Source organism: Candidatus Omnitrophota bacterium, from assembly GCA_023227985.1.
Classification (GTDB): Bacteria; Omnitrophota; Gorgyraeia; order Gygaellales; family Profunditerraquicolaceae; genus JALOCB01.
Window position 1 is genome coordinate 16,810 of the sequence record JALOCB010000005.1, and the last position, 14,368, is coordinate 31,177.

Genomic DNA, 14,368 nt, shown 5'->3' on the forward strand with positions numbered 1-14,368 from the left:
GCGTTAATGACCGCCGCCCGGGGATGACTCTCGGCTTAGACGAATAAATCAAATGATAGCAATACTTGGTAAAAAAATCGGGATGACTCAGGTCTTCACTGAGGATGGAAGTGAAGTGATGGTGAGCGTGATCGAGGCCGGGCCGTGCCCGGTGCTCGGCATAAAGGATAAGAACGTACAGTTGGCGTTTGACCTGGTCGATAAAGAATCCAGGGTGAAGAAGCCTGTCCTGGGCATCTTCAAGAAGCTTAATATTCCCGTCCGCAAGCTTATCGGCGAGATCGCTAAAGAGCCGGGCGTCGAATACTCGGTCGGCGCGGAACTCAAGGTCGATATGTTCAAGGCCGGAGATTTTGTGGATGTCACCGGGATCTCCAAAGGCAAGGGCTTTCAGGGAGGGATGAAGCGCTGGCACTGGCGCGGAGGCCCGGGATCACACGGGCATACCACGCATCGCCGGGTGGGCTCAATCGGCGCGAGCACGACTCCGGGCCGTGTTTTTAAGGGGCATCATATGCCCGGGCATATGGGCAACGCGAGAGCCACTGTCCAGAGCCTGAAGGTCGTTAAGGTTGACGTCGAAAACAACCTGTTGGTCGTAAAGGGCGCGGTTCCCGGTTATGCCAACAACTATTTAATAATCAAGAAAGCGAAGAAAAAATAAAAACGAGAAATGTTTACGATACCATTGAAGAGTAGCGACGGAAAAGAAATAGAAACAATAAAGCTTGACGAAAATGTTTTTAATGATAAAATATTAGCTTCCTCCATTTACGTCGTGATCAATAGTTTCATGGCGAACCAGAGGAAGGGGCTGGCGGAAACAAAGACCAGAGGCGAGGTCTCCGGCGGCGGCAAGAAACCCTGGAAGCAAAAAGGGACAGGCCGGGCGCGCGTTGGTTCCAGCCGTAATCCTTTGTGGCGTCACGGCGGCGTGGTTTTTGGCCCGCACCCCCGGGATTTCGGTTACGATGTCCCCAAGAAGTTGAAGGCCCAGGCGGTAAAATTCGCTCTTTCGCAGAAAGCCCAAAACAACGATCTTATCGTCCTGGATAAACTGGCGGTGGAAAAGCCTAAGACCAAGGACGCGATAAAGCTTCTGGCTAATCTTAAGATCGACGCGAAATGCAAGAGCTGCCTGATCCTTTTGAACACCTATGACGAGGAACTGGTCAGGGCGTTCAAGAACATCGGTTTCCTTAAGATCGACCTGGCTAAGAACGTCAACACTTACGAGCTTTTATCCGCCCATAAAGTGATCGTCACCCTGGACGGGCTCAAATCAATAGAACAACGCTTGAAGAAAAACTAAACGGACAAAAAAATGAAATCGCACTACGACATAATCAAGGCACTGATCAGAACCGAGAAATCGACCGTATCCGAACCTCTGGGCAAATATCTGTTTCTGGTGGCTAAAACCAGCAATAAGACGGAGATCAAGAGGGCGGTGGAATTCATCTATAAGGTCAAGGTCAACACCGTGAACACGATGATATCCCGCGGCAAAATGCGCAGGGTAAGGTACCAGGTGGGCAAGTCGCCGGATTCAAAGAAGGCGATCGTAACTTTAAAAGAGGGGCAGAAGATCGAAGTAAGCTGATCTTAAACGCGACAACAGGAAAAGGATAAAATGGGAATAATAAAATTCAAACCGACAACCCCGTCAAGACGATGGATGGTCGGCCATGATTTCAAAGAGATCACCAAGGATACCCCGGAAAAGGCCCTGCTCCTGCCGCTTAAGAAATCCGGCGGGCGGAATTGCCACGGGCGGATAACCATCCGTCACCGCGGCGGCGGGCATAAAAGAATGTACCGTATCGTAGATTTTAAACGCGATCTTTACGGTATCACCGGCAAGGTCATCGCTATAGAATACGACCCTAACCGCACCTGCCGCCTGGCTTTGATCGAGTACCCGGATAAAGTAAGACGGTATATGCTGGCCCCGGTCGGGCTTAATGTCGGGGATAAGGTGGTTTCATCGAAAGAAAAAGACGTAGATATCAATCCGGGAAATTGTATGATCCTGCGCCATATCCCGCAAGGGACAATGATCCATAACCTGGAACTGACCCGCGGCAAAGGCGGGCAGGTCGTCCGCTGCGCCGGCACATGCGCGCAGATCATGGCTAAAGAAGAGCCTTACGCGCACATTAAATTACCTTCCGGGGAAGTCCGGCTTATTAACCTGGATTGCCAGGCGACTATCGGCCAATTAGGCAATGTCGAGCACGATGCGGTCATACTGGGGAAGGCCGGCAAATCCCGCTGGCTGGGAAGAAAACCCCAGTCCAGAGGTTCGGCGATGAACCCGGTCGACCACGGCCACGGCGGCGGCGAAGGCAAGGCCGGCCAGGGCAATCCTCATCCGGTGACGCCATGGGGTAAACCCACCAAAGGTTACAGGACCCGGAACAGGACAAAGTATTCAAACAAGTTTATCGTTAAGCGCCGCAGACCGTAGATAAACAAATAAGCATAAGAAAGAGGAAGAGATGCCGCGTTCAGTAAAAAAAGGCCCGTACGTAGAAGAAAAATTATTGAAGAAAGTAGAGGATGCCCGCCGTTCCGGAACAAGGCTGGCGATAAAGACATGGTCGAGGAGATCTACCGTTGTCCCGGATTTCGTGGGCTTGACCTTTTCCGTATATGACGGGAAAAAGCATGTCCCGGTCTTTGTAAGCGAGAACATGGTCGGACATAAGCTCGGAGAATTCGCCCCCAGCCGGATATTCAGGAAGCACGGCGGCGTCAAGGCTAAGAAAGCCGCAGAGAAAACCTAATAAGGACATAAAATGATAGTTAAAGCAGAGAATAAGCACATAAGGATATCGCCGCCCAAGATGCGGCAGGTGATCGATCTGATCAGAGGCAAGGACGCCGTGGAAGCGGAGGCGATCCTGGTGAACGTGAATAAACGGCCTAAGGAGAGCTTGATAAAGATCCTCCGGTCGGCGATCGCCAATGCCAAGGTCAAGGGGTTTACTCCGGAGCAGCTCTATGTTTCCAAGGTCGTCTGCAATGTCGGCCCGGTATGGAAAAGATTCAAGGCTGCGGCTTTCGGCAGGGCCACGTCGATAAAAAAAAGAACCGCGCATATTAAAATAGAGTTGGATCTGAAAAATCGCTAAGAGGAGATATGGGACAAAAAGTACATCCGTTTGTGCAGAGAATTGGGTTGATCCGGACATGGCAGAGCCGGTGGTTCGCTAACCCGCGCGATTACGCGCGTTTTGTCGCCGAGGATCAGAAGATCCGCAAGCATATTTTCAATAAGTTCAAGCAGGCGCTGGTAGCCCGGGTGATCATTGAGAGGCTTACGGAAAAGGTGAAGGTCCGGATCTGCTCCGCAAGGCCCGGTATAATCATCGGCAGGCACGGCGCGGATATCGAAAAGCTCAGGGAAGACCTTTTTGCCATAGTCAAGAAAGAAACATCGATAGATATCGAAGAGATAAAGAATCCCGGCACGGACGCTCAGCTGGTGGCGCAGAATATCTCTTTTCAGATCGAAAAGCGCGTAGGTTTTCGCAGGACCGTAAAAAGGGCGATCGAGCAGGCAATGATGCAGGGCGCCAAAGGGATCAAGATAACCGTAGCCGGAAGGCTTGACGGCGCGGAGATGTGCAGGACAGAGACTTACAAGCAGGGGAAGGTCCCGCTGCAGACATTCAGGGCGGATATAATGTACGGACAGGTGGAGTGCCTTACGACCTACGGTTTGATCGGTATCAAGGTATGGGTTTATCACGGCGATATCCTGATAAAGAAGAATGTGGTCAGGGAAAAGCCGGCGGTTGAGCAGGCAGGGGAAGTTAAACAAAAAGCGTCTTAATTTCAAGTCAGCAAAGCGAGATAAAAAATGGCAATGATGCCCAAAAGAGTCAAATATCGTAAATTGATCAAAGGCCAGCGCAGGGGCGTGGCTACCCGGGGCTCGACCTTGGTGTTCGGCGAGTTCGGCCTTAAGTCTCTGGAGAACGCCTGGCTTAAGAACAACCAGATCGAAGCGGCCCGCGTGGTCCTGGCCCGCCAGCTGCATAAAGGCGGCAAGCTGTGGATACGCGTTTTTACGGATAAGGCTATCACCAAAAAACCGGCTGAAGTCCGCATGGGTAAAGGTAAAGGGGATATCGACCACTGGGTCTGCGTGATCAAGCGCGGAAAGATCATTTTCGAGCTTGGCGGCGTGCCGGAAGAGTATGCCCGTTTGTGTTTCAGGCTGGTGGCTTTCAAACTTCCGTTTAAAACAAAATTCGTAACCAGGGTAACCGGATAATACTATGAAGACCAAGGAATTAAGGGAAATGTCTGTTGAAGAACTCCTGGCGAAAGAAAAATCGCTTAAGGAAGAGATGTTCAAACTCAATCTGGATCGTTACACCGGAAGAGTGGAAAAACCGCATAAGTTCTCCCTGGTTAAAAAGGAGATCGCGCGGATAAAGACCATTCTGTCCGAGAGGAAAGAGAAGAAAAATGGCTAAACAGCAAGAATTAATAGGCACGGTTGTAAGCGATAAGATGCAGAAGACCATCGTGGTCAGGACCATGCATAAGGCAAAGCATCCTATGTACAACCGCATCCTCAAAAGGTATAACAAGTTCAAGGTCCATGACGAAAAAGGCGCGGCCAAGACCGGCGACACGGTGCGAATAGTGGCGACTCGGCCCTTGTCCAAGGAAAAGAGCTTCCGCCTGGTCGGGGTCATCAAGAAGAAAGAGATAAGATGATACAATTACGCAGTATTCTGGATGTAGCTGACAATACCGGGGCAAAACGCGTGGCGATGATCAGCGTCCTGGGCAAAAAGAATTGCTTCATAGCCGGGATCGGCGATATCGTCAATGTCAATGTCAAGGAATCCGCCCCTGAGGCCGCGGTAAAAAAAGGCGAGGTGGCCAAGGCGGTAGTGGTCAGGACAAGGCACGCGATCCGCAGGTCCGATGGCTCGGTTCTCAGATTCGACCGTAACGCCGTTGTTTTTATCGATCCTCAGATGAATCCCCGCGGCACGCGCGTATTCGGCCCGGTGGCGAAGGAACTAAGGGAGAAGAACTTCACCAAGATCATATCCCTGGCACCGGAGGTTATTTAATGTTCAAGATCAAGCGCAACGATACAGTTCAGGTAATCAAAGGCAAGGATAAAGGAAAAAAAGGCAAGGTTATCCGCGTATTTTTTTCCCAAAAAAAAGCCCTCGTGGAAGGGATAAATCAAGCTAAAAAACATAAAAGGCAGACACGCCAGGACCAGCAGGGCGGGATAGTCAATATTGAAATGCCTATCGCGCTGTCAAATCTTATGGTCTTTTGTAAAAACTGCAGCCAGCCGACCCGTTTGGGATTTAAGAAATCCGACGATGGGACCAAGGCCAGGGTATGCAGGAAGTGTCAAGGGGTAATGTAAGCGATGATACCGAGATTATTGGAAAGATACCGCAGTGAGATCACCGTAAAAATGATGGAGAAATTCGGCCTGAAGAACCGCATGGCCGTGCCGCGCCTGGATAAGATCGTGGTGAATATGGGCGTGGGAGAGGCGCTGCAGGACGTGAAGATCCTGGATAAGGCAATGGAGGAACTGGGGATCATAACCGGGCAGAAGCCGTTGATGCGCCGGGCAAAGCTGGCGATCGCCAACTTTAAGATAAAAGAGAACAATCCTATCGGCTGCAAGGTTACCCTGCGTCGGGCGAGGATGTACGAGTTCCTGGACAGGCTGATCAGCATAGCCCTGCCGCGTATCCGCGACTTCCGCGGCGTGCCTTTGTATTCCTTCGATCAGGCCGGCAATTACACGCTGGGGCTTACCGAACAGAATATATTCCCGGAGATCGACGCCGACAGGATCGGCCGGACCCAGGGTATGGATATTGTATTCGTGATCAAGAACTCCAAAAGCTCGGAGCAGTCGAAAGAGCTTTTGAAATTATTCGGAATACCCTTCAAGGAGAAAGATTAACAATGGCAAAGACGTCCCAGTTGGTCAGGTGGAAGAGGCCCGCTAAATTTTCAACCCGGAAATATAACCGCTGCGCGATCTGCGGAAGGAGCGGCGGTTTTCTGAACAGGTTCAAGCTCTGCCGTATGTGTTTCCGGGAGCTGGCCTGGCAGGGATTGATCCCCGGGATCAAGAAAGCAAGCTGGTAAGGATATAAAACGAAACATTAAAAGGAGCATAAATGTCAAGAACTGATCTGATCGCCGATACATTTACGAGGATCCGGAACGCCGTAATGGCGCATAAGGTGAATCTGGACGCGCCCGCTTCCAAGATGACCCGGTCTATCCTGGACATCCTGAAGAAGGAGAATTATATCGACGATTACAAGCTTATCGAAGATAAGAAACAGGGCGTGTTCAGGATATACCTTAAATATGTCGGCGGCAAATCGGTGATCCGGGCCATAAAAAGGGTATCGCGCCCGGGATTGAGGATGTATAAGGAAAGCGCCAAGATCCCTTCGGTATTGCGCGGACGAGGCCTGGCCATAGTTTCCACCTCTAAAGGGGTGCTTACGGACAAAGACGCCAAGGCGCAGGGCGTAGGCGGGGAAATAATAGGTTATATCTGGTAAGGTTTAACTAACAACATTTAAAAGTCAGGGAAAATATGTCACGTATAGGAAGAAAGATAATCAGCATACCAAGCGGTGTAAAGGTCGAGACTAAGGACGGACGGATTTTCGTCGAAGGGGCCAAAGGCAAGCTTGACATTAAGCTGCCCGACAGGATCGAGCTGGAGATCGCCGATGCAAAGATATCGGTCAAGCGCCGCGGGAATATCGCTTCGGATAAGGCGCTGCAGGGGTTGATCCGCGCCCTGACTTTCAATATGATAAAAGGCGTTACCGAAGGCTATGTCAAGGAATTGGAGATCATCGGCGTGGGTTTCAAGGCCGTGGTCCAGGGGAATAAACTGGTGCTTAACGTGGGTTTTTCTCATCAGGTCAATTTTGAGATACCGGCGGGAATAAAGATCGAATGCCCGAAGAACACGCTGGTAGTGATCCGCGGGATAGATAAGGAAAAGGTCGGAGAGGTGGCTGCGGAGTTGCGCGCGATCTGTCCGCCGGAACCGTATAAGGGAAAAGGCATCAGATTTGTTGGGGAACGGGTGCGCAAGAAGGTCGGTAAGGCGCAGGCAACCGGTAAATAAACCCTCCAAGATCGCTGTCTTGTCGGACGGTGATCCGGGGCAGGGTGATAACGAAGGCATATATAAAATGAAAAATAAAAAAGAGCTGCTCAGATTAAGAAGGCACCGTAATTTAAGGGTAAGGTTATCCGGGACAACGGAAAAGCCGCGGCTGGCGATACACCGCAGCCTGGCGAATATCTCCGCCCAGATAATCGACGACGTAAAGAACAAGACGGTTTTTTCTCTTTCGACGACCGACAAGGAAATAAAGGCAAAGTTCCCCTATGCCGGCAATATCAAGGCCGCGGAATTTTTCGGCGAGCTTTTTGCCAGGCAGGCGAAAGAAAAGGGTGTGACCAAGGTGGTTTTCGACCGGGCCGGGTATCTTTATCACGGGCGGGTCAAGGCATTTGCGGACAGCGCCAGAAAAGGCGGCCTGGAATTCTAAGTTTTCAAAACGAGAGGTAATTAAAAAATGCGTGAAATGAATATCGAGCAGCAGGAAGTGGAGAAGATCGTCGCCATCAACCGCATTACCAAGGTCACCAAGGGCGGCAAAAAGATGTCTTTCAGCGCTTTGGTGGTGGTCGGTGACAGAAAAGGCCGGGTAGGGATCGCGCTGGGCAAGGCCAACGAAGTCGCCGACGCCATCCGCAAAGGCCTGAACCAGGCAAAACGCGGCCAGATGAGAATGCCGGTCGAGAACGGCACTATACCCCACGAGGTCCTGGGAAAATTCGGCGGGGCGATGGTTATGCTTAAGCCTGCTTCCGAAGGCACCGGTATTATCGCCTGCGGCCCGGTACGGGCTATCTGCGAGGCTTGCGGCATAAGGGATATCCTGACTAAATCGTTAAAATCCAATAACCCAATAAACGTGATCAAGGCTACGATCGCCGGCCTTCAAGATTTAAAGGAAGCGTAAAATGAAGAAGAAAACCGCTAAAGTTTCAACTGAAGCAAAACAGGTATTCGGGCTGCATAATTTGCAGGTCCCCAAAGGGGCTCATAAAAAGCGCAAGTACCTCGGCCGCGGCTCAAGTTCGGGCCATGGCAAGACATCAACCCGCGGCAGCAAAGGCGAGACCTCGCGCTCCGGACGGGCTACGTATACCGGTTTTGAAGGGGGGCAAAGCCCTTTGATCCGCAGGATGCCCAAACGCGGTTTTACCAGCAAGTTTGCCAAGGTGTACCAGGTGGTAAATATCGACGGCCTGAACGGGCTTAAGGATAAGGTAGTGAACCCGGATGTATTGTTAAAGGCGGGTTTGATCAAAAGCAGGAATAAGATGGTCAAGATCCTGGGAGAGGGCGAGTTAAAGAATGCGGTGAGCGTTTCCGCACATGCCTTTTCTTTGTCCGCTCAGGAAAAGATAACCAAGGCCGGCGGAAAATTTGAGGTTTTGAATGCTTAGCGCTTTAGCTAATTCGTTTAAAATCCCCGATCTAAAAAGGCGTTTGTTGATCACCGGAGCCCTGCTGGTTGTTTACCGGATGGGCTGTTTTATCCCCACGCCCGGCATAGACGGCATCGAACTGGCCAGTTTCTTCGAGCGGATGGCCAAAACGCAGGGCGGCACGCTCTTTGGCATAATCAATATGTTTTCCGGCGGCGCTATGGAAAAGCTGACCATTTTCGCGCTGGGTATCATGCCTTATATATCCGCCTCGATCATTATGCAGCTTTTGACCGCGGTGATCCCTTTTCTGGAGAAACTTTCCAAAGAGGGCAGGCAGGGATACGAAAAGATCAATCAGTATACCCGTTACGGAACCGTAGCCCTGGCATTAGTGCAGTCGTTCTTTATCGCTATCTGGATCGAGAACCTCGGAGCGCAGGAAGGCGTCCGGATCGTGCTGGACCCGGGCCTGGGCTTCAGGCTCTTGACCATGATGACCCTGACCACCGGCACCATATTTATCATGTGGCTGGGAGAGCAGATACAGGAAAGGGGCATAGGTAACGGCATATCCCTGGTGATCACTGCAGGCATAATCTCGCGCATACCTTCGGCTTTGCATCAGCTTTTCGTTTTGATCTCTCCGTTTGCGGCTTCACGCAGGCAGATACAGCCGGTTACGCTTCTGATCATGGCCGGGCTTCTGTGCCTGGTAATATATGCTGTTGTAATGATCACCCAGGGCTACCGCAAGATCCCTGTGCAGTATGCCCGCAGGATAGTGGGTAGAAAGATCTATGGCGGGCAATCGACTTATATCCCCCTTAAGGTGGATACCTCCGGGGTTATCGCGATCATTTTTGCGCAGTCAATAATACTCTTCCCGGCGACTATCGCCTCTTTTATACCTAACCCGGCATTGCAGAATTGGGCGATGAATTTCGCCAGGGGGCACTGGACTTATGTGGCGGGAAACGCGCTTTTGATAATTTTCTTCTGCTATTTTTATAACGCCATAGTTTTTAACCCCACCGATATAGCCGAGAATATGAAGAAATACGGCGGTTTTATCCCGGGGATACGCCCGGGCACGCCGACATCGGATTATCTTTTTTACGTGATGAACAGGATCACTCTGGCCGGCGCGGTATTTATCGCGGCGATCGCCATATTCCCGGACCTGATCATGTACTGGCTGAAGATCCCGTACCTGGTCGCTTCGTTTTTCGGCGGCACGGGTATCCTGATCATAGTCGGGGTAATGCTGGACACTATAAAACAGATCGAGTCTCACCTGGTGATGCATCATTATGAAGGCTTCATCAAGAGCGGCCGGATCAAGGGGCGCAGGTCATGAGGATCGTGCTTTTAGGGCCTCCGGGGGCGGGAAAAGGTACTCAGGCAAAGCAGTTATCCAAGAAACTGGAGTTGCCGCATATTTCCACCGGCGACCTGTTGCGCCAGAATGTTTCCAAGGGGACTGGCCTGGGTAAACAGGCCAAGGATTTCATGAACAAAGGGCTGCTTGTTCCGGATGAGCTGGTTACCAGCATGCTCACCGAAAGATTCAAACAGCCTGATCTGGCAAAGGGCTTTATATTAGACGGATACCCCCGCAATCTGAACCAGGCCAAAGTGCTCGATGAAATACTTAAATCGATTAATATGGACATCGACCTGGCGGTCGACCTGGATTCAAGCGAGCCGGTGATCATTCAGCGGCTTTCCGGAAGGCTGGTCTGCCGGAAATGTTCGGCGAATTATCACAGGACGAATATGCCTCCTAAAACCGAGGGCATTTGCGATATTTGCGGCGGCGAGCTTTACCAGAGAGCCGACGATAAAGAGGAAACGATAAGGAAGCGCCTTGCGGTTTACCGTGAAGAGGTTTCGGCGCTGTTGGAATATTACCGCCGGAACAGGCTTTTGACCACCATTTCGGCGGATGAGGACGCTGGCATTGTACTGAACAAGATCATAGAATTGGCAAGAAGCTCAGATGATCCCCATAAAATCTGAAAGCGAACTGGAGTTGATGCGCCGGGCAGGCGAGATATTGGCCCAGGTGATGCATAAGGTCCAGCAGGCGGTGCGGCCGGGTATAACGACCGGTGAATTGGACCGGTTGGCCGAGGAACTGATCATTGAGAATAGAACACTGCCGGCTTTTAAAGGTTATAACGGTTATCCCGCGGCCCTGTGTATTTCGATAAACGAGCAGGTGGTCCATGGAATACCGGGTGAACGCCGGTTGGAAGACGGCGATATCGCGAGTTTAGACCTGGGTTTGAATTATCAAGGTTATTTCTCGGATTTAGCGGTTACGGTCGCCGTAGGCAAGAGCGACGCTAAAGCCAGAAAGCTGGTCGATACTACCAGGCAGTCGTTGAACGAAGGGATAAAGAAGGCTGTTTGCGGTAATCATTTATCCGATGTTTCCTGGGCGATACAGCGTCATGCCGAGAAAAACGGTTTTTCAGTGGTCCGGCAATTTGTCGGCCATGGCATAGGCCGCCGGCTTCATGAAGAGCCTGAGGTCGCTAATTTCGGCCAGGCGCACCGCGGACCGGTATTAAAATCCGGGATGGTCCTGGCGATCGAGCCGATGATCAACGCCGGGACATGGGAATGCGAGGTCCTGGCCGACGGTTGGACCGCGGTAACCAAAGACGGCGCGTTTTCCGCGCATTTCGAGCATACTGTGGCAGTGACCGAGGCCGGCCCGCAGATACTGACCAGGCTTTAAGAACAGTAAAACAAGGATCGTATGCCAAAAGAAGATCTTATTGAAACCGAAGGTAAAGTCCTGGAAGCGTTGCCTAACGCGGTTTTTAAGGTTGAATTGGAGAACGGCCATGTAGTTATGGCGCATGTTTCCGGAAAAATGAGGATGAATTTCATCCGGATATTGCCCGGCGACAAGGTAAAACTGGAATTGTCTCCGTACGACCTGGCTAAGGGCAGGATAACTTTCAGGGTCAAATAACAAGATCATAGAAAGGGCGAGACGTGAAAGTAAAAGCTTCGATACGTAAAATATGCGATAATTGCAAGGTTATCAGAAGGCGCGGAGTGGTGCGGGTCATCTGCACTAATCCCAAGCATAAACAAAGACAGGGATAGGGAATTTAATGTAGATTCTGAGTGCGTTAGAAACGGACCCAGAATTAAATGTTCGCTCTCGCGAGCTCACATTTCAGGAGGAGTAAAGGTGCCGAGAATCTTAGGTGTGGACTTACCAAAAGCAAAGAGAATAGATGTCGCGTTGTGCTATCTTTACGGCGTAGGGCATTTTTTATCCGCCCAGCTTCTTAAAGAAGCTGGGATCGAGCCAAGCAAACGGGCCAAGGACCTGACCGAAGAAGAAGTCTCCCGGATCACTAATACCCTGCAGAAAAGCAGCTTTAAATTCGAAGGCGACTTGCGCCGTGATATAGCCCAGAACATAAAACGGCTTATGGATATCGGCTCTTACCGGGGGATGCGCCACAAGAAAGGCCTGCCGGCCAGAGGACAGAGGACCAGGACCAATGCCCGGACCAGAAAAGGACCGCGCCGCGCGAATATGGCGATCAAGAAAGCGGAGCCGGGAAAGAAATAAGTGTTTTGACCCTTCGGTCGCTGAAGCGGCCTCAGGGTCAAATTTTCTCCGCCTAAGGCGGATCAAATTTGAGGAGATTTGAATGGTTGAGAAAGCAAAAAAGAAGAAAGTCTTGAAAGGCATCACTTCCGGGGTCGCGCATATACTGGCGAGTTTCAATAATACAATGATCACGATCACCGATAAACAGGGCAATACCATTTCGTGGTCGAGCCCTGGTATCGTAGGCTACAGCGGTTCCAAAAAGGCGACCCCTTTTGCCGCCCAAACCGCGGCAGGCGATGCCGCCAAAAAGGCCAAGGATATGGGCCTTAAAGATGTAGAAGTCCTGGTAAGAGGCCCGGGACCCGGCCGCGAATCGGCGATCAGGGCGCTTCAGGCAGGCGGGCTTACCGTTACTTCGATCAAAGATATCACACCAATCCCACACAACGGCTGTCGCGCCAAAAAGAAGAGAAGAGTATAAGCGACGTTTTTTAATTTAAACGGAGTAAACTAAATATGGCAAGGTATACAGAAGCGGTTTGCAGGTTGTGCAGAAGAGAGCAAAAGAAATTATTCCTTAAGGGGACCAAGTGCAACACTGACAAGTGCCCGATCACCAAGCGTAATTTCGCGCCCGGCCAGCATGGGCCGACCAAGACCCGTATAAAGATGTCCAACTACGGTCTGCAGCTGCGCGAAAAACAAAGGGTAAAGAGAATGTACGGCGTCCTGGAGAGGCAGTTCCGCCGCTATTTCGCGGAGGCTGCGAAATCCAAGGGCGTTACCGGCAAAGTCCTTCTGCAGCTTTTGGAGAGACGGCTGGATAACGTCATCTTCCGGATGGGGCTGGGGGTTTCCCGGTCGCAGGCACGTCAGATCGTCAGGCATAACTTCGTGGAAGTCAATTCCAAGCGCGTGAATATCCCGTCTTATCAGATCGTGGTAGGCGAGACTATTTCGATCAAGGCTAAGGATAAGGCTAAGAATAAGCTGAAGGAGAATATGGAGCTTTCCAAAAGCCGCACTGTCCCTTCCTGGCTGCAGTTCGAGCCGGCGAATATGACCGCGCATGTGATCCGCCTTCCGGAAAAGGGCGATATCCTCATGCCGATCGAAGAACAGTTGATCGTCGAGTTGTATTCCAAATAACAGGTAATTTCCCGTTTCGGACGGGTTAACCAAACAAACGCAACGAGAAGCAACGGCGTTGCCGAAGTATTAAGGAGAGCGCATATGGGTGTTAAGTGGAGAGATTTTCAACTACCAAAAAAATTGGAATGCGAGGAGTCGAGCAGCACGGATACTTACGGGAAGTTTTTTGCCGCTCCTTTTGAAAAGGGTTACGCGATCACTCTGGGCAATTCATTAAGGCGCGTCCTGTTGTCTTCAATAGAAGGCAGCGCGGTCACTTCGATCAAGATCACCGGCGTTCAGCACGAGTTTTCGTCCGTTCCGGGGGTGGTCGAGGACGTTACCGAGATAATCCTTAACCTGAAAAACCTTATCCTGCGTTCGCACTCGAAGGTCCCCAAAACACTGGTGATCAAGAAGAACGGCAAAGGCCCGGTAAAGGCCAAGGATATCGCGACCGATGAAACGGTTGAGATAATCAATCCCGAACTGCATATCTGCACTCTGACCAAAGACATCAAATTCCATATGGAATTGGAAGTGGCCAGGGGCCGCGGTTATGTGACCCAGGAAGCAAATAAGAAAGAAGACCAGGCTATCGGCGTTATTCCGATCGATTCGATATTTTCCCCGGTGAGAAAAGTTAATTTCTCGGTGGAGAATACCCGCGTCGGCCAGAAGACCGATTACGATAAGCTGAGCCTTGAGATATGGACTAACGGCGGGATCAGCCCGAAAGACGCGCTTCTGTACGCGTCCAACATACTTCAGCGCCATCTGGATATCTTCGTTAATTTCGGCCAGCTGCCGGAGGAAGAAGATGACGAGCCGGAGATGACCCAGGAAGAAACAGCGCTGTATGAGAAGCTGAGGCTTCCGATCTCGGAGCTGGAGCTTTCCGTGCGCAGCTCGAATTGCCTGCGCGAGGCCAATATCAAGACCATCGCCGACCTGGTCCGCCGGGCCGAGGATGAGATGCTTGGCTTCAAGAATTTCGGCAAGAAGTCGTTGACCGAGATAAAGCAGCTTTTGGGCGGTATGGGATTAAGCCTGGGCACCCCGATCGATCTTAAAAAACTCAAGAAATCTTAAGAGGATATGAAC

The 14,368-nt window shown here is 51.1% G+C and carries 28 protein-coding genes; all 28 read left to right on the plus strand.

The window, feature by feature from the left end:
- Nucleotides 1-52: 52 nt before the first annotated feature.
- On the plus strand, nucleotides 53-664 hold the full coding sequence (gene rplC / locus M0R35_01775) for a 50S ribosomal protein L3 (protein ID MCK9594387.1): 612 nt from the start codon (nucleotides 53-55) through the stop codon (nucleotides 662-664).
- 9 nt (nucleotides 665-673) lie between these two features.
- Complete coding sequence (gene rplD, locus M0R35_01780; protein MCK9594388.1) at nucleotides 674-1,312, plus strand: 50S ribosomal protein L4; 639 nt, start codon at nucleotides 674-676, stop codon at nucleotides 1,310-1,312.
- Between the two features lie 12 nt (nucleotides 1,313-1,324).
- Nucleotides 1,325-1,603: a 50S ribosomal protein L23 gene (gene rplW, locus M0R35_01785; GenBank protein MCK9594389.1), complete on the plus strand. Its 279-nt coding sequence runs from the start codon at nucleotides 1,325-1,327 to the stop codon at nucleotides 1,601-1,603.
- Nucleotides 1,604-1,633: 30 nt separating this feature from the next.
- Nucleotides 1,634-2,470 (plus strand): 50S ribosomal protein L2, encoded by an 837-nt coding sequence (gene rplB, locus M0R35_01790; protein ID MCK9594390.1) that lies wholly within the window; start codon nucleotides 1,634-1,636, stop codon nucleotides 2,468-2,470.
- A 31-nt stretch (nucleotides 2,471-2,501) separates the two neighbouring features.
- A complete protein-coding gene (gene rpsS, locus M0R35_01795) occupies nucleotides 2,502-2,789 on the plus strand; it encodes a 30S ribosomal protein S19 (protein ID MCK9594391.1) in 288 nt (95 codons plus the stop codon).
- A 12-nt stretch (nucleotides 2,790-2,801) separates the two neighbouring features.
- A complete protein-coding gene (gene rplV, locus M0R35_01800; protein MCK9594392.1) occupies nucleotides 2,802-3,137 on the plus strand; it encodes a 50S ribosomal protein L22 in 336 nt (111 codons plus the stop codon).
- Nucleotides 3,138-3,145: 8 nt separating this feature from the next.
- Nucleotides 3,146-3,841 (plus strand): 30S ribosomal protein S3, encoded by a 696-nt coding sequence (gene rpsC / locus M0R35_01805; protein ID MCK9594393.1) that lies wholly within the window; start codon nucleotides 3,146-3,148, stop codon nucleotides 3,839-3,841.
- A 33-nt stretch (nucleotides 3,842-3,874) separates the two neighbouring features.
- Nucleotides 3,875-4,285: a 50S ribosomal protein L16 gene (gene rplP, locus M0R35_01810; GenBank protein MCK9594394.1), complete on the plus strand. Its 411-nt coding sequence runs from the start codon at nucleotides 3,875-3,877 to the stop codon at nucleotides 4,283-4,285.
- A 4-nt stretch (nucleotides 4,286-4,289) separates the two neighbouring features.
- Nucleotides 4,290-4,490: a 50S ribosomal protein L29 gene (gene rpmC / locus M0R35_01815; GenBank protein MCK9594395.1), complete on the plus strand. Its 201-nt coding sequence runs from the start codon at nucleotides 4,290-4,292 to the stop codon at nucleotides 4,488-4,490.
- Entirely contained in the window at nucleotides 4,483-4,737 is a 255-nt protein-coding gene (gene rpsQ, locus M0R35_01820) for a 30S ribosomal protein S17 (protein ID MCK9594396.1), read from the plus strand. Before rpmC ends, rpsQ begins: the two co-directional genes overlap by 8 nt.
- Nucleotides 4,734-5,102, plus strand: a complete 369-nt coding sequence (rplN, locus tag M0R35_01825) for a 50S ribosomal protein L14 (GenBank protein ID MCK9594397.1) — start codon at nucleotides 4,734-4,736, stop codon at nucleotides 5,100-5,102. The genes rpsQ and rplN overlap by 4 nt, the downstream gene beginning before the upstream one ends.
- Nucleotides 5,102-5,413 (plus strand): 50S ribosomal protein L24, encoded by a 312-nt coding sequence (gene rplX / locus M0R35_01830; protein MCK9594398.1) that lies wholly within the window; start codon nucleotides 5,102-5,104, stop codon nucleotides 5,411-5,413. The genes rplN and rplX overlap by 1 nt, the downstream gene beginning before the upstream one ends.
- Before the next feature lie 3 nt (nucleotides 5,414-5,416).
- Complete coding sequence (rplE, locus tag M0R35_01835) at nucleotides 5,417-5,968, plus strand: 50S ribosomal protein L5 (protein ID MCK9594399.1); 552 nt, start codon at nucleotides 5,417-5,419, stop codon at nucleotides 5,966-5,968.
- A gap of 2 nt (nucleotides 5,969-5,970) precedes the next feature.
- Nucleotides 5,971-6,156 carry a type Z 30S ribosomal protein S14 gene (locus M0R35_01840; protein ID MCK9594400.1) on the plus strand — a complete coding sequence of 62 codons (186 nt, stop codon included), beginning with the start codon at nucleotides 5,971-5,973 and terminating at the stop codon, nucleotides 6,154-6,156.
- 32 nt (nucleotides 6,157-6,188) lie between these two features.
- Entirely contained in the window at nucleotides 6,189-6,584 is a 396-nt protein-coding gene (gene rpsH / locus M0R35_01845; protein ID MCK9594401.1) for a 30S ribosomal protein S8, read from the plus strand.
- Nucleotides 6,585-6,619: 35 nt separating this feature from the next.
- Nucleotides 6,620-7,165, plus strand: a complete 546-nt coding sequence (rplF, locus tag M0R35_01850) for a 50S ribosomal protein L6 (GenBank protein ID MCK9594402.1) — start codon at nucleotides 6,620-6,622, stop codon at nucleotides 7,163-7,165.
- Nucleotides 7,166-7,232: 67 nt separating this feature from the next.
- A complete protein-coding gene (gene rplR / locus M0R35_01855) occupies nucleotides 7,233-7,595 on the plus strand; it encodes a 50S ribosomal protein L18 (protein MCK9594403.1) in 363 nt (120 codons plus the stop codon).
- Between the two features lie 36 nt (nucleotides 7,596-7,631).
- Complete coding sequence (gene rpsE / locus M0R35_01860) at nucleotides 7,632-8,072, plus strand: 30S ribosomal protein S5 (protein ID MCK9594404.1); 441 nt, start codon at nucleotides 7,632-7,634, stop codon at nucleotides 8,070-8,072.
- A gap of 1 nt (nucleotide 8,073) precedes the next feature.
- Nucleotides 8,074-8,562, plus strand: a complete 489-nt coding sequence (gene rplO / locus M0R35_01865) for a 50S ribosomal protein L15 (protein ID MCK9594405.1) — start codon at nucleotides 8,074-8,076, stop codon at nucleotides 8,560-8,562.
- Nucleotides 8,555-9,904 carry a preprotein translocase subunit SecY gene (gene secY / locus M0R35_01870; protein ID MCK9594406.1) on the plus strand — a complete coding sequence of 450 codons (1,350 nt, stop codon included), beginning with the start codon at nucleotides 8,555-8,557 and terminating at the stop codon, nucleotides 9,902-9,904. The genes rplO and secY overlap by 8 nt, the downstream gene beginning before the upstream one ends.
- A complete protein-coding gene (locus M0R35_01875; GenBank protein MCK9594407.1) occupies nucleotides 9,901-10,566 on the plus strand; it encodes an adenylate kinase in 666 nt (221 codons plus the stop codon). Before secY ends, M0R35_01875 begins: the two co-directional genes overlap by 4 nt.
- Nucleotides 10,547-11,293 carry a type I methionyl aminopeptidase gene (map, locus tag M0R35_01880; protein ID MCK9594408.1) on the plus strand — a complete coding sequence of 249 codons (747 nt, stop codon included), beginning with the start codon at nucleotides 10,547-10,549 and terminating at the stop codon, nucleotides 11,291-11,293. The genes M0R35_01875 and map overlap by 20 nt, the downstream gene beginning before the upstream one ends.
- A 21-nt stretch (nucleotides 11,294-11,314) precedes the next feature.
- Complete coding sequence (gene infA / locus M0R35_01885) at nucleotides 11,315-11,533, plus strand: translation initiation factor IF-1 (GenBank protein ID MCK9594409.1); 219 nt, start codon at nucleotides 11,315-11,317, stop codon at nucleotides 11,531-11,533.
- 23 nt (nucleotides 11,534-11,556) lie between these two features.
- A complete protein-coding gene (gene rpmJ, locus M0R35_01890) occupies nucleotides 11,557-11,670 on the plus strand; it encodes a 50S ribosomal protein L36 (protein ID MCK9594410.1) in 114 nt (37 codons plus the stop codon).
- 88 nt (nucleotides 11,671-11,758) lie between these two features.
- A complete protein-coding gene (gene rpsM, locus M0R35_01895) occupies nucleotides 11,759-12,148 on the plus strand; it encodes a 30S ribosomal protein S13 (GenBank protein ID MCK9594411.1) in 390 nt (129 codons plus the stop codon).
- Nucleotides 12,149-12,230: 82 nt separating this feature from the next.
- On the plus strand, nucleotides 12,231-12,614 hold the full coding sequence (rpsK, locus tag M0R35_01900; protein ID MCK9594412.1) for a 30S ribosomal protein S11: 384 nt from the start codon (nucleotides 12,231-12,233) through the stop codon (nucleotides 12,612-12,614).
- 35 nt (nucleotides 12,615-12,649) lie between these two features.
- The gene (gene rpsD, locus M0R35_01905) at nucleotides 12,650-13,282 is read left to right on the plus strand and encodes a 30S ribosomal protein S4 (GenBank protein MCK9594413.1); all 633 of its coding nucleotides are present in this window, start codon (nucleotides 12,650-12,652) and stop codon (nucleotides 13,280-13,282) included.
- A gap of 84 nt (nucleotides 13,283-13,366) precedes the next feature.
- Nucleotides 13,367-14,356: a DNA-directed RNA polymerase subunit alpha gene (locus M0R35_01910; GenBank protein ID MCK9594414.1), complete on the plus strand. Its 990-nt coding sequence runs from the start codon at nucleotides 13,367-13,369 to the stop codon at nucleotides 14,354-14,356.
- Nucleotides 14,357-14,368: the final 12 nt, after the last annotated feature.